Below are 19251 nucleotides of genomic sequence, written 5' to 3'. Positions count from 1 at the left end.
TACATGAAGCGTGTCATAACTCCTGGAACGTTTGACCCAATCACATCGGGACATATTGATGTCATAACTCGTGCCGCTTCAATTTCTGATGAGGTTATTGTTGCGGTGGCAGCTTCGCCTAAAAAGCATCCGCTCTTTAGTCTCGAAGAACGTGCCGACCTTGCAAAGCAAGCACTTGCGCATTTAGATAATGTTCGCGTTGAACCCTTTACCGGTTTGCTTGTTGATTTTTGTAAGAGTATGGAAGCAAACGTTATCGTAAAAGGTCTTCGAGCGATAACGGACTTTGAATATGAGTTTCAAATGACGGCACTCAATTATGAGTTAAACCAGGATCTTGAGACATTGTTTATCATGTCTCCGCCAAGCTATATGTATCTTTCGTCTTCTATCGTACGTGAGATTGCAAGCCTTGGTGGCGATGTTTCGCAGTTTGTTCCGCCTTGTGTAGATGAGGCGCTCAAAGAAAAATTTGCCACCGCGTTGCTTTAAGGTTGACGGGAGTTTTATAAAGCATGTTAGAATAATAAAACGCATGCTTTGGTGTGCCTATATTCGCAAAATAAACGTAGCAGGACAGGTGGAAGGACAATCATGGATGAAACAGGAGTATTGGGGCTTTTAGAAGAGCTTTCAATTCTGCTTGAGGACGCAAAGCCAGTATTTGGTAAGGGTAACTTGCGCCAAGTTGATATCAACGCCGCGTTTGAGATCATGGATGAGATTCAGGAGATGTTCCCGTCTGAGTTCGCGCAGGCGCGTCAGATTGTTCGTGAGCGTCAAAGCTTGCTTGATGATGCTGAGGCTGAAGCAAATCGCATGATTGAAGATGCACGCAGTCAAGCCTTGACAATCGCGAGTGAGCAAGAAATCGTTCGCATTTCGCAACAGCAAGCTGATCAGGTGTTAGCTGATGCTCGTGAGCTTGAGCGTCAAACGCGTGCTGGGGCTGAAGACTATGCAGATGAAGTCTTTGGTCATGTTGAACAAAGTCTTGATACGCTTTTGAATAATGTTCGTCGTTGTCGTGATCGCCTCAACGCCAACTCAGTTGCTGTGAATCGCTAGGTTTTCATGGAAAAGCTTGAGCTGCACATCCCTCAATCTCTCTTCAGTCCAGCTGCCTATGAGCATTTTGAGGGTGAATACCCCCTTGAGATTCTCAAGGCGGGTCCGGATCTCTATTCATTTGCTCAACCGCTTACCTATAGCGTTGACGTAAGTAACACAGGAGATGCGCTTCTTTTGACGGGTACTGTTGAGGGTGAGGCAACCACTTCATGTGCACGTTGTCTTGAGCCGTTCTCTTTTCCTGTTACCGGTGAAATTGAAGGCTATTTTTTAATTCACGAAGATGACGAAGCTCCAGAGGATATGGAAGAGGAAGAATTTGAGGTTCTTCCTGCAAACAACACGATAGATTTAGCAACGTATCTCCAAGCTGCTCTTTTGCTTGAAGTGCCGCTGGTGCCGCTTTGTAAAGATGAGTGCGCGGGAATTTGTCCAACGTGCGGCGTAAATCTCAATGAGGAATCTTGTTCATGTGAGCCGCAAAATGAACATCCTGTTGCTGCGAATAATCCGTTTGCGGTTTTGAAAGATCTTCCTTTGTCTGATTAATATGAGATGAATGCAGGTCAGCAAGAAACAGTAATAAGAATTCGTAACTGGGTCGCCTCGCTTGATATCGTTCAGGTGGGGCGACATTTTGCGTTTGCAGGAGTTGCGGGCGTCTTAGGCTCACTTGCTTCAATTGTGCTTTGTTTGCTTGTTGAAGAGTCTTATGATCTTTTTCTCGCTCATCGAGCTTTGCTGTATCTTTTGCCCGCATTAGGTATTGCGTCACTTCTTTTGTATCGTCTTTGTGGACTGCCCTTAACGCTTACAACGGAAGAGGTTGTGGCGCATCTTCGGACCAATCGTCCTGTTTCAGGCAAATTGTCTTTCGCAATCCTATTAGGTACTGCATTGACGATTTTGGGTGGCGGGTCTGTTGGTAAAGAGGCAGGAGCGCTTCAAATGGGCGCATCGCTTGGGCAGGTGAGCGCTCAGCCGTTTAAGCTGGGGTCTCTTCACAAGAATCGTCAGCGAGATTGCACGGGTTTTGCGGCAGCATGCGGTATGGCATCGTGTTTTAGCGCGCTATTCTTTGCGCCGCTTGGATCAACTCTGTTTGTTTTAGAGTTTTCTCGGTTTGATAAAACGCTTTTACATCGTATTCCCGCACTTCTTATTGGGTGTTTTACTGGCTTCGCGATTTCAAAAGCTGTCAATATTGGTGATCATATTCTGCCGGCAATCACTCCGCCCTTTTCGGGGGAGGTAGTGTTCTCTTGTTTGATTGTTGGTCTGGCGTGCGGCGTGGTTGGTATGATCTTTTCGCAGGGGATAAAGCGTTTGCGTAGGCTTTTGTTGGCTCATGTACGAAACCCCTATATTGCTGTTTTTGCGGGTGGTTTGATTTTTATTGCGCTCATTATGTGTTTTGATTGGGTTGCGTTTACTGGTACCGGTTCAACACTTTTGACAAACGCGCTTAAGGGCGAAGGTGTTGCGGAGGATTTCGCTATTAAGCTTATACTAACTATGATCTGTTTGGGCTTTGGCTTTAAGGGTGGCGAGATTATGCCTATGTTTACCATAGGATCGCTCTTAGGGTTAAGTTGTTCGCTTATGTTGGGAAATGGTGAAACAGCTTTTTGCGCTGCTTTAGGGCTTGTCTCATTTTTTGCCGCCGCAAGCAAGTGTCCACTAGCCGCAATCCTTATAGGGTGCGAGACACTTGGTTGGACGTGTTTGCCTTATTTGGTGGGCGTGGCTGCCTGCTCGTTTGGAACACGCCTCTTCTGTGATAAGCTTGTAGAGGTTGTTACGCAACGTTTCGGTACTTTATCCGAAAGTTGAGAGTTTATGCTTGAAAGCACACAGGAGCTTTGATACTATACCAGTTCGCGTGTTTACTTTGCGAAACGAGCGAGCGTATTATCGCTCGAGATACTTGAAGGAGTTAGATAATCATGGCAGTACCTAAGCGCAAAATGGGTCGTGCTCGCACCCATGCCCGTCGCAGCAGCAATGATAAAATTGCGGCTCCAGCACGTTCAGTGTGCCCGCAGTGTGGTGAAGCAAAGCTTCCGCATCGCGTGTGCCCCAACTGTGGTTTCTATAAGAACCGTGAGGTTATTGAGACAGAATAACCCATTTGCGTATGTATGCGCATGATGAGCCTCCCATATCTCGCAAAGATGCGATTGGTTGGGAGGCTTTTTCGCGTTGCAGCGCAAACTTGCATAACTTTTGTCTATGCAGTGCACACCACTACCAAGGAGGTCGACGATGGCCAATTCGGTTATTGTCGCAGTTGATGCGATGGGCGGAGATAACGCCCCTGAAGTTGTTTTAGAAGGCGTTGCTTTGGCGCTTTCGCGTCGTGATGATCTAGAGGTTATTCTCTGTGGCAACGCAGATGTTGTTGAGCCTTTTTGTTCACAACATGAGCGTGCTCATGCGCAGATAACCACAGAAGTCATTGAGATGGCTGAGCATCCGGCTGCGGCAGTTCGTTCTAAGAAGGATTCTTCGCTGGTTGTGGGGTGCCGCTTGGTGAAAGAGGGAAAAGCACATGGCTTTTTTTCGGCAGGCTCTACGGGAGCTTGTTTGGCAGCGGGAACCCTTGTGATGGGTCGCATAAAAGGTGTTATGCGACCGTGCTTGGCAACGGTTATCCCTTCTCCTGTGCGTCCTGTTGTTATGGCTGATGTTGGTGCCAATGCTGATTGCAAACCTGAATATCTTGTTCAATTTGCTCAAATGGCAAGCGTATATGCGGAAAAGGTAATAGGTATTCCTCATCCAAAAGCGGCGCTATTGAACATAGGTGAAGAGCCTGAAAAAGGATCGGTGTTTGCACAAGAAACATACCAGCTTATGTCCAAGCAGCTTGACAACTTTGCGGGCAACGCTGAGGGTGGCGATATTTTGGCTGCAAACTTTGATGTTGTCGTTACTGATGGGTTTACAGGAAATGTGTGCCTTAAAACCATTGAAGGCACCTCTAAGACGCTGTTCAAAACGCTTAAAAAAGTATTGATGGGCTCGTTTGTCTCTAAGCTTGGAGCGATTGCTCTTAAGGGAAGCTTGAAGAAGCTTATGAAGCAAATTAGTCCGGACACCTATGGTGGAGCACCTCTGTTGGGAGTAAAAGGAGCGCTTTTGGTGGGGCATGGCTCTTCAAACGCACTTGCCGTATGCAACGGTGTCTTGACCTGTGCAAGCACGGTTTCTGCAGGGGTGTCTGATATAATTTCGCAAGCAGTAGCAAAACCAAATGATAAGAACGATTAGACGGATATAGAGGGAAAACGCAGGCAGGATGGTGAATGGAGTGAGCCAAAACAGCGACACCTCAGGGCAGCTGAGTGGCTTTGGTTTGTCCTATCATGATGATGCGTTATCAGCTGAGGATATTCTCCTAACTGAGGAGCAAAAACACAAGCTTGAGCGCGCACAAGAGATCTTAGGATATACCTTTGTCAACAAGCATTTATTGTTGTCGGCTATTACGCACCCTTCGGCCACTGAGGGTAAGGCAGTCAAGTTTTCATATGAGCGTCTTGAATTTTTAGGTGATAGTATTTTGGGAGCCATTGTGGCCACTATTGCTTTTGATAGTTTTCATGAACTTGACGAGGGTGGTCTGACGCGCATCAAGGTGGCTCTTGTATCAGGCAGTAGTCTCTCTTCCGTAGCAGAAAAGCTCGGGTTTGCCGATGTCATCGTGTTTGGTTCTTCAGAAACCGGCACCGGCAAGCGCGGTCTTCATTCGGCATTAGAGAACGTCTATGAAGCTGTTACCGCAGCATTGTATCTAGATGGTGGTTTAGATGCGGCGGTTAATTTTGTGAATCGCACGCTTATACCACGTATGTCGCTTGATATGGCAAAAGAGCCAGAAAATCCCAAGAGCGCACTTCAGGAAAAGCTGCAAGAGGATGGCATTACGCCAACATATAAGCTCGTTGAAACGCAAGGACCGCCTCATGATAGAACATTTGTTGCGCAGGTATTTGCGGGAAACCAGGGGCTAGCGCGCGGTACTGGAAGAACTAAAAAAGAGGCAGAGAGCCAGGCGGCAAAATCTACACTTGCTCGCTTAGGTGAGTTTTTTGGTCTTGGTCTTGATGAGGAAGCGAAGGCAGAGCGCGCTGAAAAAGCCAAGCAGGCAAAGGCTGAACAGGCGGCCGCTAAAGCCGAAAAGGCAGCTCAAGTAAAGCAGGCAAAAGCCGAGCAAGCAGCTGCTAAAGCCGAAGAGAAGGCGCGCAAAAAATCAGAACGCGAACGTGCTAGGCACCACAAATAGGGTAGGAGAGCATGCATCTTAAGTCACTTGTCTTAAAGGGATTCAAATCATTTGCTGATCGTAGCGTATTGGCTCTTGAGCCAGGCATTACGGCAATTGTGGGTCCTAACGGCTCGGGTAAATCAAACATATCTGATGCGGTTTTGTGGGTGCTTGGCGAACGTAACGCCAAGCATCTTCGCGGTCAGGCTATGGAAGATGTTATCTTTGCTGGTTCTTCTGCGCGCAAAAGCGTAGGTGTGGCCGAGGTTGATCTGGTTTTAGATAACACTGATGCAACATTGCCAGTTGAATATAATGAAGTAGTTATCACGCGTCGCATGTATCGCTCTGGTGAGAGTGAATATCTCATCAATGGTACAGTTGCTCGTCGTATGGACGTGCTTGAGATTCTGCACGATTCCGGACTGGGTTCGGGCACCCACTCTATCATTTCGCAAGGATCACTTGATTCTATTTTGCAATCAAAACCCGAAGACCGTCGCGCTCTCATAGAAGAGGCGGCAGGTGTTTTGAAACATAAGCAACGCAAGGCGAAGTCTGAGCGCAAGCTTGCTTCTATGGATGTGCACCTTTCGCGCGTAAAGGATGTCGCGGGAGAAGTGCAACGTCAGCTCGGACCGCTTGAGCGCAAGGCAAAACGAGCGCTTGCGTATCAAGGTTTATCAAGTGAGCTTTCACAAGCGAATTTGGCGCTTGCGGTAGATGATTTGCGTTTGCTTCGCGCGGCATGGGATGAAGCTTCCGAGAAAGAAGCTGCGTTGGTGTCTTCTCTTGAAGAGCGTCGTGAGCAGATTGCGAAAGCCGAAGAGGCAGCCGAGAAATTGCAAGAGCAAATTCAAAAAGACGTTGCAAGTGCTGGTGAGTTATCTCGTCGTCAGCGACGCGCTGCTTCAATGGTTGAGCGCTTTGATTCTGCGACACGTTTGCTTCATGAAAAACGTCGTGGTGCCCTTGACGCTCAAGCTGATTTGCAATTGACTCTTGAAGCAAACAAAGCTTCGCGCGCTCAAGCTTTAGCTGATCAAGCGCAAGCGCAAGCTCAGCTTGAACAAGCGCGTCAAGAGCGTAGTGCTGCTGATGATACGGTAGCACGACTGAGCGAAGCGCAAATAACCTGTACAGGTAAACGCCGTGAGTTAGAACAGAAGCTCCAAGAGCTTGAAAAAACGCATCGCTCACATGAAGTAACGCTTGAAAGTGTTCGTGCCCAATTGGCTCAAACCCAAGAGACCGTTGCGTCTGGTATGGCGCATGTGAAACTTATTGAAGGTCATAGTAAAGAGCTTGAGCTGCAGCTTGAACGCGCCACCGCTGACGCGCAAAGCGCTTCGCTTTCCTCGCAGAAAGCAACTGACAAACTCAATGGACTCATTGATGAAGAACGCAACGCACGCAGTGCCGTTGCAACAAAGCTTACCGAACGCGATCAAGCACGAAAAGCGCTTGATGAAATACGCGATACGGTTAGCATGCTTACTTCAGAGATGAAAGGCTTGCGTGAGCTTGAACGCAGTTCATCGGTTTCGCAAGCGCGCAGATGGTTGCTTGATGATGAAGAGATACAAGCAACTTTAGAACCAATCACTCATGCAATACACGCACCACAAGAGCTTGAAGCGCTGGTTGAGAATTTGCTTGGTGCAGATATCTATGCATTATTAGTGGGTGATGCCGCTGATATTACCCATATCGCTCATCTGCTTGAGGAGACTTCTCAACAAGGCGAAGTGGTGTTGATGCCGCGAACTCAAGAGGCTAGCTCAACACTTCCAGCGCACATTGCGGCAAAACAAGGTTTAGGGCGCGCACTTATTGATGAAGTCACCTATGAACCATCGGATGAGATGGCAGTGCGAGCTTTGTTGGGTGATGTTGTCATCTGTAATACGCTAGCCGATGCTTTTTTGGCACACGATGCACGCGTTGCACCTTGTCGTTATGTGGCGTTAAGCGGTGAGATAATCTGGCCACAGGGAAAAGTTACCTTAGGCATTGCAGAATCGTCTAATGAAGAGTCTCTGCTGGCTCGCGCTCGTCGCCTTGAGGAGCTTCAGGCGAAGCTCACTTTGGCGCAAGAGAATCTTGAAGAAGCGCAACGTGTAGCGCAGGCTGCCGAAGACGCTTTGCGCGAAGCCCAGGCAGCTTCATTGGCGCTTTCGCAGCAGTTGGCTGAACAGCGTGGTGAAGCTGAAGCTGCACGCAAAGAGGCTCAGAGTTTTGAAGAGAAGCTTTCATCGTATCGTCGCGAGTTTTCAGATCTTCAGGCTCAGCGCGAACAGGCAGAGGAGACACTTGCTCAAGCGCGACCATCCGCAGAAGCGCTGAAAACTCAACAAGAAGAGCTATCGGAGGCTCTTGAGACCGAGATCAAGCACCAAGAACAACTCAACGAAGCCTTGATTCCACTGCGCAAAGAAGCAGCTCAGCTTAGGGATAACCTTGCAGAAGCAAAACTAAAGGCGGCCACTTTATCAGAGCGCGATACCTATACTGCACGTATGGTGGATGCACGTGCGCGCGACATCGCTCAGCTTAATCAGAGCGACAAAGATACGCATCAAACGCTGCTTCGCAAACAAGTGGCGCTCAGTCGTATTGATCCGCTTCTTTCGCTTATTGAGAAGCTAACGGCTCAAGTACAACAAAAAGCACAAACGCTTGAAGACGAGGCGCTGGCGGCTGAGAATACCTCAAGCGGTCTTCATCAGGCTGTTTCAGAAGCGCGTTCAAAGGCGAAAGCGGCACACGATGCGTTTGACGAGATGAACGCGCAGCTCTCTCAAGCACGCGTTGATAAGGGTCGTCTTGAGGTGCAGGTTGATTCAGCTATTCATGTGATTGAGCATGATTGTAAAACCCCGCTTGATAAAGCACTTGAGTTACCTGAGCTAGAAGACAGAAGCACTTGCGAGCAAGAGGCGTTTAAGCTTCGCCGACGTATTGCTAACATGGGTACTATCAATCCTGATGCCGCCGAAGAGTATCGCGTATTGAAAGAGCGCTATGACTATTTGGTATCTCAGCTCAACGATCTTGAGCAAGCGCGTCGTTCGCTCTCTAAGATCGTACGCGTTATTGATGCGCGCATGAAAGAGGACTTTATTCGTACCTATGAAACGGTGAACGAAAACTTTCAGGAAATCTTTAGCATTCTTTTTCCGGGCGGTCAGGCAGAATTAACCTTGGTAGACCCTGATGATCTAGAAAACACCGGCGTAGAGGTAACCGCACAACCAAAGGGTAAGCGCATTACAAAGATGATGCTTATGTCTGGTGGGGAGAAGTCGCTCACCGCACTTGCGCTGCTCTTTGCGGTGTATCGTGTTCGCTCCACACCTTTTTATATTCTTGATGAGGTTGAAGCTGCGCTTGATGACACAAATCTTCGCCGCTTGGTGTCCTATATCAATGAACTGAGAGATTCAACACAGCTCATTATGATTACGCATCAGCGTCGTACTATGGAGATGGCAGACGTGCTTTTTGGTGTCTCTATGCAGGCTGATGGCGTCACTAAGGTGGTCAGCCAGAAGTTAGACCGCGCGTTGGAGTATGCCGAGTAAGCAAACCTGATATATGGCGAAACTGCGATGGAGAAAGCAAGCTGGCCTAACAAGTTATCCAATATGGGCTACACTTGATACAAAGCGGCCAGAAAGGAGACGTTGATGGGGTTCTTTGATCGAGTTAATGAAGGACTCTCGCGTTCGCGTACAAAGTTTCGCGAATCAATGAACGTGCTGTTAGACCGTGGTCCTGATCTTGATGAAGAGTTTTGGGATGGTCTTGAAGAGACACTCATCCTCTCAGATATTGGTGTGCAAGCGGCAGATGAGATTGTGTCGAATTTGCGTGATAAGGCAACCAGGCAGGCACTTCCTGATGCGTATGCAGTTCTTGACCTCCTCAATGATGAGATTGCGCATACTTTCACGACGGGTGGTGAGGCTCTTCTTGAGAGCGATCAGGCGCTTATTCTCTTTGTTGGTATTAACGGAACTGGAAAAACTACCACGGTTGGTAAGATTGCTAAAGAGCAAACCGATAAAGGACGTCACGTTATCTTAGGTTCGGCAGATACGTTTCGTGCAGCCGCTATTGAGCAGCTTGAGGTATGGGCGCGTCGTGCGGGCGTAGAGATGGTTACTCGGGAACGAGGATCTGATCCGGCAAGTGTGTGCTATGACACTATTGAGCGCGCTGAGAGCACCAATGCAGATTTGGTTTTGATAGATACGGCGGGTCGTTTGCATACCTCCGCTGATCTTATGCGTGAGCTTGAAAAGGTAGTCAACGTTGTTCGCAAGCGTTCTCAGTTGCCCGTCTATACCGTGCTTGTCATTGATGCAACAACAGGTCAAAACGGTCTTCAGCAAGCACGCGAGTTTAATCGGGCGCTTGATTTGGATGCGCTTATTATGACTAAGCTTGATGGGACGGCAAAAGGTGGCATAGCGCTTGCAGTGAGTCATGAGCTGGAGTTGCCCATCATAAAAATAGGCGTAGGTGAAGGTATTGATGACCTACGTGATTTTGATGCGCATGACTTTGCGCATGCACTGGTGGGCGGCTTTGATGAGCGTTTTGAAGAACAAGATGACCTCAATGGCGAAAACGCTAAAGAAGCAGCGGTGAGTGCAGGAGAGCGTCGGTTGGATGTCATCAATGGCGCCATTGAAACCAAAGACGTTGTCAAGCAAGCGGTGGCTTCACTTGATGAGCTTGTCTCAGAGGACACCCTCAATCAGATAGAGCAACAAGAAGATGAGCTCTATGACGAAGCGCAAAGCAATCTTGAGCAGCTTGATTTGGATACTTTAGAACAGAACGTTGTTCAAGATACTACCGACGAATTCACCGATGAAGAACTTGCTGATATTGCTTTAGCAGCACTTGAAGCTGAGTCTTTTGTGGAAAGATTCGATGACAAGACGTCCTCTCTTTTAGAATCAGATGCTGATCCAGAAGAGTCTTTGGAGGAAGCGTCTGACGATGCTCTTTCAGTTGATGGCGAAACGCCTGCTCCCAAGAAGCGTTTTTGGGATCGTTTTCGCCATTAATCTCACCACACATTTTGTTACCACATAAGGAGACGCTCGTATGTTAGAAAACCTCTCAGATCGCTTGCAGTCCATTTTTTCGGGATTGCGCGGTAAGGGTAAATTAACTGAAGCTGACATTAATGAAGCTATGCGTGAGATTCGCATGGCGCTTCTTGAGGCGGATGTTAACTTCAAGGTGGTTAAAACTTTCATAGCCAACACAAAGGAGCGTTGCCTTTCTGCTGAGGTACTTGATTCGCTAACACCTGCACAAAACGTCATCAAGATCGTGCTTGATGAGCTTACTGAGTTGCTTGGTCGCACTGATTCAAAGTTGGTATTAAGTAGTCGCATTCCAAACGTCATTATGCTGGTGGGATTGCAAGGCTCTGGTAAGACAACTGCTGCTGCGAAACTTGCTTATCGTCTTAAGCAGGAGAATCATTCACCCCTGCTTGTAGCAGGTGACGTTTACCGTCCTGCTGCAGCAGAGCAGCTGCAGACTTTAGGCGACGAAATTGGGGTGCGCGTCTACCGCGGTGATGGACAGGATCCCGTTCGTATTGCCCAAGAGGGTATTCAAGATGCAATTGACTCGTTGCGCGATGTGGTCATCATTGACACGGCGGGTCGTCTCCATGTTGACGAAGACATGATGGAGGAGGCGCAGGCAATCAAGCGTGCCGTTAAGCCTGATCAAATCTTGATGGTTGTTGATGCAATGACCGGCCAAGATGTTGTCAATGTTGCTTCTGCTTTTGCTGAGCGTGTTGATTTTGATGGCGTCATTATGTCAAAGATGGATGGTGACGCGCGCGGCGGCGGTGCTCTTTCTATTAAGCAGGTTACGGGTAAGCCTATTAAATTTATCAGTTCTGGCGAAAAGCCTGACTCACTTGAAGAGTTCCATCCCGATCGCATGGCTAAGCGCATCTTGGGCATGGGCGATATGGTAAGTCTGATTGAGAGCGCCGTTCGCGTCCAACAAGAAGAGCTTGAGCAAGAGCAAACTGAGCGGATGATGCGCGCCCAGCTTACGCTTGATGACTTTGTCGATATGAACAGGCAGATTCGCAAAATGGGTGGCGTGTCAAAACTCATTAGCGCACTTCCTGGTGGCGATAAAGCAATGGCGCAAGGACAGGTTGATGAAGGCGCTCTTGACGCCATGGAAGTTATCATTAATTCCATGACGAAGGCAGAAAGACAAAAGCCCGATATCTTAAATGGGTCAAGGCGTGCTCGCATTGCAAAGGGAGCAGGCGTTTCGGTAAGCGAAGTAAATCAGCTTATTAAGAAGTTTAATGAGACAAAAAAGATGATGAAAAAGATGATGCCTGCTGTTGAAGATATGACATCATCTAAAAAAGGAAAAAAGGGCAAGAAAGGCAAGCGCCGTCGTGGTTTACCCGGTATGCCACCAGGCATGTCTTTGTCTGATTTAAAAAAGATACAAGATATGATGGGGCAATAATCTCCACGATCTTATAAGGAGTAGGCAATATGGCACTTGAGTTTCGCGAATACCAAGAAACCGACCTTGATCAGATGATACGCATCTGGAATGTTGTGGTTGAAGCCGGGGATGCGTTTCCTCAGATTGAGCCACTTGATGAGCAAAGCGCTCGTGAATTTTTTGCTGCGCAAAGTTATACCGGTGTAGCAGCTATTGATGATACGATCTTTGGACTCTACATTGTGCATCCAAACAATATTGGCCGATGTGCGCATGTTGCTAATGCAAGTTATGCGGTCGCAAAAGCATCGCGTGGTTTGGGCTTGGGTACTGCCTTGGTTGAAGACTCCCTGCGTCAAGCAACGCGACTCGGATTCCGCGGCATGCAATTTAATGCAGTTGTGGCAAGCAATGAAGCAGCACTGCATATCTATGATTCACTTGGTTTTAAACGCATCGGAACCATTCCGGGCGGTTTTGTAAGTGGCGGCGGCAATTTTGAGGATATGCATATTTACTATCGCGACTGCATGGAACTTGGTTCATCGGAGCTTTTTGCTGAAGAGATGACGTGCGATGAAATAGTTGATGGTGCAAGTGCAGAAGAGGCTCTTGAAACAAAGTCAACAAAGAAGAACAAGAAGGCGAAAAAGGAAAAGAAGAGCAAAGAGTCCAAGGATAAGAAGAAATCTCATCACAAGAAAAAGAAGTAATAGTCTTGCTTAGTGGTGAGTAAAGGTGCCAACAATGAGTTGTTTGTGCGAATTTTTCGCAAAACAACCCGGTTTAATGCCACTTGCGCATATGAATGCTTGCGTTTATGAGCTTGTGGCCGTATCATAAGCAATTGCTGTTTTCGCTGTGTTCTTATGAATGCATGCATATATAACGTGAGATATAAAGGAGTTATTCTTCATGGCAGTCAAAATTCGTCTCGCCCGTCATGGTGCCAAGAAGCGTCCGTACTACCGCATTGTTGTAGCTGATTCTCGCTGCCCGCGCGATGGCCGTTTCATTGAGGAAGTGGGTCGTTATAATCCGCTTAAGGATCCGGCTATGGTTGAGTTTAATATGGAGAAGGTTGACCAGTGGATCAAGAACGGTGCTCAGCCTACTGATACCGTTGCTGCACTTCTTCGTGATGCACGCAAGGATGCTTAAGTTTTATGTCTGATCAGGTAGAAGATATTGTAAGCCTTGTGGAATCAGTGGTGGTTCCGCTGGTTGATTACCCTGATGAGTTTGAAATTGTGGGTAATGAAACTGACGGCACATTGCTGATTGAAATGCGAGTCAACCCTGAAGATGCAGGCAAAGTTATTGGTCGTCAAGGGCGTGTTATTAAAGCAATTCGCACCCTTGCACGCGCTGCTGCATCTCGTGCAAATATGCATGTTGAAGTGGAGTTGCTCGATTAAATGTGCACGTGGGCACAGGTTGCTTACCTTGTAAAGCCGAAGCATTTAGCAGGAGGACTCATTGTGCGAGCCACCATGGGTCTTCCTTTTTTGCTATCTTGTGGCATGACGGTGCATTTTGTTCCACCTGTACTTGATGCGCCACGACAAGCACGCGTATTAGACATACAAGATATCAACGATGGGTCATACCTTGTTATGTTTGAGGGCGTTGATAGTATTGATCTCGCTGAAAAACTGAGCGGATGTAAATGTCTTGTACCCTCAGAAGAAATTGAGCAAGAGCTTATTCGCTATAACGATGAATCGCTGAAGGGTTTTGTCGTATACGACCAACACGATACGTTTCTTGGAGAGGTTGTTGAGCTTGAAGCGCTTGTTGGGCAAAGTCGTCTGCACGTGTTAACACCGCAAGATTCAATCGTTTTGATTCCTTGGGTAGAAGAGCTTATTGTTGCCATAGACCCTGATGAGCGACGCATAGATGTTGATCTGCCTGGAGGCTTTTTAGATCTGTTTTAGTTCATGCTTTTCATAGCTTCGCGGTTGTGTTCTGTCTATTCCCAAGGGGTACAAGATGATTATTGAAACGCTTTCAACGTTTCCGCATATGTATGACTCTGTCATGGGAACTTCTATGATGCGCATTGCCCAAGAGAAGGGGATCTTGGATTTTCGTGCGCATGATTTGCGTGACTGGACGCATGATCGGCATCGCACAACCGACGATGATCCCTATGGTGGTGGAAACGGGCTTGTTATGAAGTGCGAGCCAATTTTCGAGGCATATGATGACATCGTAAAGCAGTCAATGGCGGCGTCTTTGCCTCAGCCAACTGTCATTTTTTTAAGCCCGTGCGGACGTCAATTTGATGAAGCATGCGTCCAAGAGCTTGCCACTTATGAACATTTGCTTTTTATCTGTGGGCACTACGAAGGTATTGATGAGCGCGCTTATTCGCTTGCTGACTATGTTTTGTCGCTGGGGGATTATGTGCTCACGAGTGGCGAATTAGCATCCATGGTGGTTATTGATGCTGTGGTTCGCAAGCTTGATGGCGTTTTGGGGGCTGTAGATGGCGCAGAAAGCGAAAGCTTTGTAAATGGGCTTTTGGAGTATCCGCAATATACTCGACCTGCAAGCTACCGTGGCATGGACGTTCCTGATGTTTTGCTTTCGGGCAACCATGCGCATATTGATCGATGGAGGTATGAGCAATCTTTAGCACGAACTGCTCAGTTTCGCCCCGATTTACTTGCCGGTGTTGAGCTTTCGGCCAACGATCGTGATTTTTTGCAGAGTTTGACCGATCTATAAAGTGGCTACATAAAACGCGGTATCATGTTTTCAAGATATATTCGCAAAGTGTAGGGGAGGACTTCGTATATCAATGGATGCAGGTCAACACGCTAATCAAAGAAGAAGAAACCCACTTCGGACATTCTTGAGTTTGATATGCATGCTGGCATTCGTGCTGGTTTTGGCATGGGCACTGAGAACTTATGTGTTCCAAGCCTACGAAATCCCTTCTGGTTCTATGGAAGAAACCATCATGACAGGCGACATGGTGTTTTCAGAAAAGGTAACGTATTATTTCCGCGAACCAGATTACGGCGACATTGTTACATTTCATGACACTGAAATACCGGGTAGAATTCTTATCAAGCGCTGCATTGCTACGGGAGGGCAAACCGTTGACATCAACGATGAAGATGGCTTGGTTTATGTTGACGGAGTTCCGCTTGATGAACCGTATACCGATGGTAAGCCAAGCTATACTATCCCTGGAGGTGTGAGTTATCCCTATACTGTACCTGAAGGCGAAATATGGGTAATGGGGGATAACCGCACAAACTCGCAAGACTCTCGGAAGTTTGGCGCTGTGCCGGTTTCGTCTGTGACGGGATTGGCGGTTTTGGTTTACTGGCCCTTGGATAATTTCGGTTTACTTGAACATTAATGTGTGGTTTTGAGTTTTAAGATTGGAGAGGTATGACCCAAGAGATTGAGATGGGTGTATCGAAAGCAGCTGCGGATGCACCAACATTTCAAGACGTTATCATGAACTTGCAGCGTTATTGGGCTGATGCAGGCTGTGTTATTTTGCAGCCCTACGACAACGAAGTTGGAGCTGGTACGAATGCTCCTGCAACAACCCTTCGTTCGCTTGGTCCTGATACGTGGAGAACCGCGTATGTGCAGGGATGTCGTCGTCCAACCGATGGTCGCTATGGCGAAAACCCGAATCGCACCCAGTTTTACTATCAATTCCAGGTGCTGATGAAACCCTCACCGGACAATATCCAAGATCTGTATTTGGGTAGTTTGCGTGCTATCGGTATTGATGTCGATGCTCATGATGTGCGCTTTGTTGAAGATGACTGGGAGAGTCCAACACTTGGTGCTTGGGGTCTGGGCTGGGAAGTCTGGATTGACGGTATGGAAGTAACGCAGTTTACCTACTTCCAGCAAGTGGGCGGTTTTGAGTGTGATCCTGTTCCAGTTGAGATTGCCTATGGTCTCGAGCGTTTGACTATGTACATTCAAGGCGTTGACTCTATGTTTGATATCGTGTGGAGCCGCGGTAAGGATGGCGTGGTATTCACCTACGGTGATGTATATCAAGAAAACGAACGCCAGTATTCAAAATTCAATTTCGAAATTGCCGATACGAATTTCTTATTCCAGGAATTCAATGACCGTGAAGCAGAATGTATGCGTACCCTTGAGGCAGGTCTTCCGCTTCCGGCATATGATAGCGTTTTGAAATGCTGCCATGCATTCAACTTGCTTGATGCGCGTGGTGTTATTAGCGCCACTGAGCGTATGGCCTATATCTTGCGCGTTCGCACGCTGGCAAAAGCATGCTGTGCAAGCTATATGGAGCACGTGGTTGGGCTGAAGCCTGCAAGTGATGAGGGAAAGGGGGCAGACAATGACTAAGCTGCATACCTTGACCTTTGAGATTGGAACTGAAGAGATCCCTGCATTTGATCTTCATAAAGCAACCCTTGCACTGCCGCAAATTACCGAGCAAGCTCTTGAGAGTGCCCGTATCCCGCATGGAGAGATTACGGTTTTGACGACGCCGCGTCGTCTCATCGTTATGGTAAGCGATGTTGCCGATACTACTGAGGCTCTTGATGAAGTGTTCCGCGGACCTTCTGTTGCTATTGCCTTTGATTCAGATGGTAAACCAACAAAAGCTGCTGAGGGCTTTGCACGTGGTAAAGGCGTAGGTGTTGATGCTCTTGAACGTCGTTTTGAGGGCGATGTTGAATATGTTTTTGCTACGCGCTCTTTGCCCGCAAGCGATGTAGCTGAGTTGCTGCCGGAGGTGTTAAGCAGCATTATCAGTGCAATCTCTTGGCCGAAGTCGTGTCGATGGGGACGTACTCATGAGTATTTCTCGCGTCCGGTGCGTTGGTTGGTTGCTCTTCTTGATGAGCAGGTAATTCCAGTTGAATTTGCAGGCCTCGTAGCATCTAATGAGACTTGCGGACATCGTTTCTTATCCCCTGGTCCTCATACGGTTTCCACTGCCGCCGATCTTCCTGCTGTGCTTGAGTCTGCGTATGTTCTCACAAGCGAAAAAGCTCGTGAAGAAGCTATTCGTGAAGGTGTGGCATGCGCCGAAAAGACGTGGAATGCCCATGCTGAGTTACCGGAGAAGACCTTGCTTGAGGTCACGAATCTCTGCGAGTATCCCACTGTTTTGGTTGGTGCTTTTGACGAAGAGTTCCTTTTGGTTCCAGAAGAGATTATCGTTGATGCCATGTTGATGCATCAGCGCTATTTCCCACTTTATGATGACAATCATAAACTCACGAACCACTTCATTTTAGTTTCAAATGGCAACCCTGAATGTGCTGAGACTATTATTGATGGCAACGAACGCGTTGTGCGTGCACGCTTGTCGGACGCAAAGTTTTTCTACGAAGAAGATTTAAAGCGTGCTCTTGATACCTATGTTGACCGCCTTGATGAAGTGGTCTTCCAGGAAAGCCTTGGCACCATGCGCGCGAAAACAGATCGCGTGGTGGGCTTAGCAGAACATTTGGCAAAAGATGCCGGACTTGATGAAGCTGACAGCGCTGATGTGGCACGTGCTGCTTATTTGGCAAAAGCTGACTTGGTAACCAATGCTGTTGTTGAGTTTACGAGTGTGCAAGGAATCATGGGCTCATACTATGCAACAGCTGCTGGTGAGACTGATCAGGTGGCGCAAGCAATTGCTGATCATTATCGTCCGCGCTTTGCAGGCGACGATCTACCGATATCTCTTGTTGGTCGCATAGTGGCCACCGCAGATAAGCTTGATACCATTTGCGGTCTTTTTGTTGTTGGTCAAGGTCCGACTGGCTCATCTGATCCGTTTGCTTTGCGAAGGAGTGCAATTGGCATTATCGCTATGCTAGAGGCGGGCTTGCATGTTTCTTTGGTAGATGCAGTGAATGCTTCCCTTGATACCTATCAAGCCAGTGGAGTGGAATTTGATCGTCAAGCAATTTATGATCAAATTATCGAGTTCTTTGTAACGCGCACGAAGGTCATCTTGCGCGACAGCGGCGTCTCACCTGACAGTGTTGAGGCTGTTCTTGCAACGGGAATTGTTGAACCGGCAGTTATTATCGCCCGCGCTCGTGCGCTGGAAGCTGCTCGTACACAATCGGCAGAGGTCTTTGATGATTTGGCTACCGCGTATGCTCGTGCCAACAATCTTGCAGACCAAACGTTAGGGGATGTGGTTGACGCAAGCTTAATGGATGTTGACGAGCTTGCGCTTGATAAAGCTACTAACGAGGCTGCAGTTGCTGTAGAGCGTGCTCTTGCTGAGGATAATTATGCAGCTGCTCTTGAGGCACTTGCGTCACTTCGCACACCCATTGATACCTTCTTCGAAGATGTACTTATCATGGATAAGGACGAAGCGTTGAGAAACAATCGTCTTCGCCTCTTGAATCGTTTCGTTGCCGTATTTGCTCATGTTGCTGACTTTGCAAAGATGACGAAAGCGTCCAAATAACTCAGTTGAATGACCCTTGTATCTCGTGATGCAGGGGTCATTTTGTAAGGGGGAGTCGTGTATGAAAGATGTTGTTATCCAAGAGAACAATACACCGCTTCCGACGGTGCATGTCATTTCTGATTCAGTTGGGTTAACAGCTCAAGCGGTTGCCCGAGCAGCTTGTGCGCAATTTGGGGTTACCAATCCTGCTATTGAGGTGCTGCCAAAAGTTCGCTCGCTCAAAGAAGTGCAAGAATTTGTCGAGACGCATGTTGCCTATCATAAGGCTCATAACATTGGAGATCGTATCTTGGTGTTTTACACGCTGGTGGACAACAGTTTGTCGCATCAGGTGCATGAGTTTTTGGAATCACGTGAAGATGTAATAGCGGTTGATTTGATGACTGACGCCATACATTCTATTGCTGAGATGTCCGGTCTTGAGCCTGCTGACAAACCTGGCAGTATGCATGTTGCCGATCGCAATTATTTCAAGCGCATTGAAGCTATTGAATTTACCATTGCTCACGATGATGGACGCAATCCTCAAGATCTCACAAAGGCTGATATTGTACTTTTAGGCGTTTCGCGATCATCGAAGACACCTACCTCTATTTATTTAGCGCAACAAGGATACAAAGTAGCAAATATCCCGCTTGATCCGGATACTGAACCTCCTGTTGAGCTGTTTGAGGTTGAGCGCAGTAGGCTCTTTGGTCTTATGATTACTCCCGATGTTTTGATTGGTATTCGCCAACGCAGGTTGGGGCGTGCGGGAGCGGTAGCGGGGCGCTATGCTGATCCGCAATTTATTTCGGAAGATCTTACAGATGCGCGCGCTCTTATGCGCCAGCTTGGTGCCATTGTGGTGCACACCGAAAATCGTGCGGTCGAGGAGACAGCTCAGGAGATTTTGCGTTACTATGAGAAAATCCATCCGCGTTCAAGTGATGTGGATGAATAA

The 19251-nt window shown here is 47.7% G+C and carries 19 protein-coding genes; all 19 read left to right on the top strand.

The features are described 5' to 3' along the window. Positions 1 to 3 precede the first annotated feature (3 nt). The 19 genes from coaD (at position 4) to NFR28_RS08200 (ending at position 19251) form a co-directional block, all read left to right on the top strand. Positions 4 to 492 carry a pantetheine-phosphate adenylyltransferase gene (gene coaD, locus NFR28_RS08290; protein WP_251179341.1) on the top strand — a complete coding sequence of 163 codons (489 nt, stop codon included), beginning with the start codon at positions 4 to 6 and terminating at the stop codon, positions 490 to 492. A gap of 102 nt (positions 493 to 594) precedes the next feature. Further along, positions 595 to 1068, top strand: coding sequence for an ATP synthase subunit B family protein (locus tag NFR28_RS08285; protein WP_120361463.1), 474 nt, complete (start codon positions 595 to 597; stop codon positions 1066 to 1068). Positions 1069 to 1074: 6 nt separating this feature from the next. Further along, positions 1075 to 1620 carry a YceD family protein gene (locus NFR28_RS08280; RefSeq protein WP_251179340.1) on the top strand — a complete coding sequence of 182 codons (546 nt, stop codon included), beginning with the start codon at positions 1075 to 1077 and terminating at the stop codon, positions 1618 to 1620. A 6-nt stretch (positions 1621 to 1626) separates the two neighbouring features. Further along, positions 1627 to 2904, top strand: coding sequence for a chloride channel protein (locus tag NFR28_RS08275; RefSeq protein WP_251179339.1), 1278 nt, complete (start codon positions 1627 to 1629; stop codon positions 2902 to 2904). Positions 2905 to 3017: 113 nt separating this feature from the next. Continuing rightward, complete coding sequence (gene rpmF, locus NFR28_RS08270; RefSeq protein ID WP_120361460.1) at positions 3018 to 3197, top strand: 50S ribosomal protein L32; 180 nt, start codon at positions 3018 to 3020, stop codon at positions 3195 to 3197. Positions 3198 to 3336: 139 nt separating this feature from the next. Continuing rightward, positions 3337 to 4344 carry a phosphate acyltransferase PlsX gene (gene plsX / locus NFR28_RS08265; protein ID WP_251179338.1) on the top strand — a complete coding sequence of 336 codons (1008 nt, stop codon included), beginning with the start codon at positions 3337 to 3339 and terminating at the stop codon, positions 4342 to 4344. Between the two features lie 121 nt (positions 4345 to 4465). Beyond that, on the top strand, positions 4466 to 5359 hold the full coding sequence (gene rnc / locus NFR28_RS08260; RefSeq protein WP_251179391.1) for a ribonuclease III: 894 nt from the start codon (positions 4466 to 4468) through the stop codon (positions 5357 to 5359). An 11-nt stretch (positions 5360 to 5370) separates the two neighbouring features. Continuing rightward, positions 5371 to 8925 (top strand): chromosome segregation protein SMC, encoded by a 3555-nt coding sequence (smc, locus tag NFR28_RS08255; RefSeq protein ID WP_251179337.1) that lies wholly within the window; start codon positions 5371 to 5373, stop codon positions 8923 to 8925. 105 nt (positions 8926 to 9030) lie between these two features. Next, positions 9031 to 10422 (top strand): signal recognition particle-docking protein FtsY, encoded by a 1392-nt coding sequence (ftsY, locus tag NFR28_RS08250; RefSeq protein WP_251179336.1) that lies wholly within the window; start codon positions 9031 to 9033, stop codon positions 10420 to 10422. 40 nt (positions 10423 to 10462) lie between these two features. Then, the gene (gene ffh, locus NFR28_RS08245) at positions 10463 to 11878 is read left to right on the top strand and encodes a signal recognition particle protein (protein WP_251179335.1); all 1416 of its coding nucleotides are present in this window, start codon (positions 10463 to 10465) and stop codon (positions 11876 to 11878) included. A 29-nt stretch (positions 11879 to 11907) separates the two neighbouring features. After that, a complete protein-coding gene (locus tag NFR28_RS08240) occupies positions 11908 to 12573 on the top strand; it encodes a GNAT family N-acetyltransferase (protein WP_251179334.1) in 666 nt (221 codons plus the stop codon). 202 nt (positions 12574 to 12775) lie between these two features. Next, positions 12776 to 13021: a 30S ribosomal protein S16 gene (gene rpsP, locus NFR28_RS08235; RefSeq protein ID WP_251179333.1), complete on the top strand. Its 246-nt coding sequence runs from the start codon at positions 12776 to 12778 to the stop codon at positions 13019 to 13021. Between the two features lie 5 nt (positions 13022 to 13026). After that, a complete protein-coding gene (locus NFR28_RS08230; RefSeq protein WP_251179332.1) occupies positions 13027 to 13278 on the top strand; it encodes a KH domain-containing protein in 252 nt (83 codons plus the stop codon). Next, positions 13279 to 13800 carry a ribosome maturation factor RimM gene (locus NFR28_RS08225; protein ID WP_251179331.1) on the top strand — a complete coding sequence of 174 codons (522 nt, stop codon included), beginning with the start codon at positions 13279 to 13281 and terminating at the stop codon, positions 13798 to 13800. It begins immediately after the preceding gene. A 55-nt stretch (positions 13801 to 13855) separates the two neighbouring features. After that, positions 13856 to 14596 (top strand): tRNA (guanosine(37)-N1)-methyltransferase TrmD, encoded by a 741-nt coding sequence (gene trmD / locus NFR28_RS08220; RefSeq protein WP_251179330.1) that lies wholly within the window; start codon positions 13856 to 13858, stop codon positions 14594 to 14596. A gap of 73 nt (positions 14597 to 14669) precedes the next feature. Beyond that, positions 14670 to 15239 (top strand): signal peptidase I, encoded by a 570-nt coding sequence (lepB, locus tag NFR28_RS08215; protein WP_251179329.1) that lies wholly within the window; start codon positions 14670 to 14672, stop codon positions 15237 to 15239. Positions 15240 to 15271: 32 nt separating this feature from the next. Continuing rightward, positions 15272 to 16222 carry a glycine--tRNA ligase subunit alpha gene (locus NFR28_RS08210; RefSeq protein WP_251179328.1) on the top strand — a complete coding sequence of 317 codons (951 nt, stop codon included), beginning with the start codon at positions 15272 to 15274 and terminating at the stop codon, positions 16220 to 16222. Continuing rightward, complete coding sequence (glyS, locus tag NFR28_RS08205) at positions 16215 to 18305, top strand: glycine--tRNA ligase subunit beta (RefSeq protein ID WP_251179327.1); 2091 nt, start codon at positions 16215 to 16217, stop codon at positions 18303 to 18305. Before NFR28_RS08210 ends, glyS begins: the two co-directional genes overlap by 8 nt. 61 nt (positions 18306 to 18366) lie before the next feature. Continuing rightward, positions 18367 to 19251: a pyruvate, water dikinase regulatory protein gene (locus tag NFR28_RS08200; RefSeq protein WP_251179326.1), complete on the top strand. Its 885-nt coding sequence runs from the start codon at positions 18367 to 18369 to the stop codon at positions 19249 to 19251.

It is taken from the genome of Adlercreutzia agrestimuris, assembly GCF_943193125.1.
In the GTDB taxonomy this organism is placed as follows: Bacteria; Actinomycetota; Coriobacteriia; order Coriobacteriales; family Eggerthellaceae; genus Xiamenia; species Xiamenia agrestimuris.
The sequence above is the reverse complement of the archived record's forward strand: the minus strand, read 5'-3'. Positions and strand labels throughout refer to the sequence as shown.

Excerpts from the sequence above, each read along its gene's own strand:
- coaD (WP_251179341.1), top strand. The coding sequence starts at position 4 with ATGAAGCGTGTCATAACTCCTGGAACGTTTGACCCAATCACATCGGGA.
- NFR28_RS08285 (WP_120361463.1), top strand. The coding sequence starts at position 595 with ATGGATGAAACAGGAGTATTGGGGCTTTTAGAAGAGCTTTCAATTCTG.
- NFR28_RS08280 (WP_251179340.1), top strand. The coding sequence starts at position 1,075 with ATGGAAAAGCTTGAGCTGCACATCCCTCAATCTCTCTTCAGTCCAGCT.
- NFR28_RS08275 (WP_251179339.1), top strand. The coding sequence starts at position 1,627 with ATGAATGCAGGTCAGCAAGAAACAGTAATAAGAATTCGTAACTGGGTC.
- rpmF (WP_120361460.1), top strand. The coding sequence starts at position 3,018 with ATGGCAGTACCTAAGCGCAAAATGGGTCGTGCTCGCACCCATGCCCGT.
- plsX (WP_251179338.1), top strand. The coding sequence starts at position 3,337 with ATGGCCAATTCGGTTATTGTCGCAGTTGATGCGATGGGCGGAGATAAC.
- smc (WP_251179337.1), top strand. The coding sequence starts at position 5,371 with ATGCATCTTAAGTCACTTGTCTTAAAGGGATTCAAATCATTTGCTGAT.
- ftsY (WP_251179336.1), top strand. The coding sequence starts at position 9,031 with ATGGGGTTCTTTGATCGAGTTAATGAAGGACTCTCGCGTTCGCGTACA.
- ffh (WP_251179335.1), top strand. The coding sequence starts at position 10,463 with ATGTTAGAAAACCTCTCAGATCGCTTGCAGTCCATTTTTTCGGGATTG.
- NFR28_RS08240 (WP_251179334.1), top strand. The coding sequence starts at position 11,908 with ATGGCACTTGAGTTTCGCGAATACCAAGAAACCGACCTTGATCAGATG.
- rpsP (WP_251179333.1), top strand. The coding sequence starts at position 12,776 with ATGGCAGTCAAAATTCGTCTCGCCCGTCATGGTGCCAAGAAGCGTCCG.
- NFR28_RS08230 (WP_251179332.1), top strand. The coding sequence starts at position 13,027 with ATGTCTGATCAGGTAGAAGATATTGTAAGCCTTGTGGAATCAGTGGTG.
- NFR28_RS08225 (WP_251179331.1), top strand. The coding sequence starts at position 13,279 with ATGTGCACGTGGGCACAGGTTGCTTACCTTGTAAAGCCGAAGCATTTA.
- trmD (WP_251179330.1), top strand. The coding sequence starts at position 13,856 with ATGATTATTGAAACGCTTTCAACGTTTCCGCATATGTATGACTCTGTC.
- lepB (WP_251179329.1), top strand. The coding sequence starts at position 14,670 with ATGGATGCAGGTCAACACGCTAATCAAAGAAGAAGAAACCCACTTCGG.
- NFR28_RS08210 (WP_251179328.1), top strand. The coding sequence starts at position 15,272 with ATGACCCAAGAGATTGAGATGGGTGTATCGAAAGCAGCTGCGGATGCA.
- glyS (WP_251179327.1), top strand. The coding sequence starts at position 16,215 with ATGACTAAGCTGCATACCTTGACCTTTGAGATTGGAACTGAAGAGATC.
- NFR28_RS08200 (WP_251179326.1), top strand. The coding sequence starts at position 18,367 with ATGAAAGATGTTGTTATCCAAGAGAACAATACACCGCTTCCGACGGTG.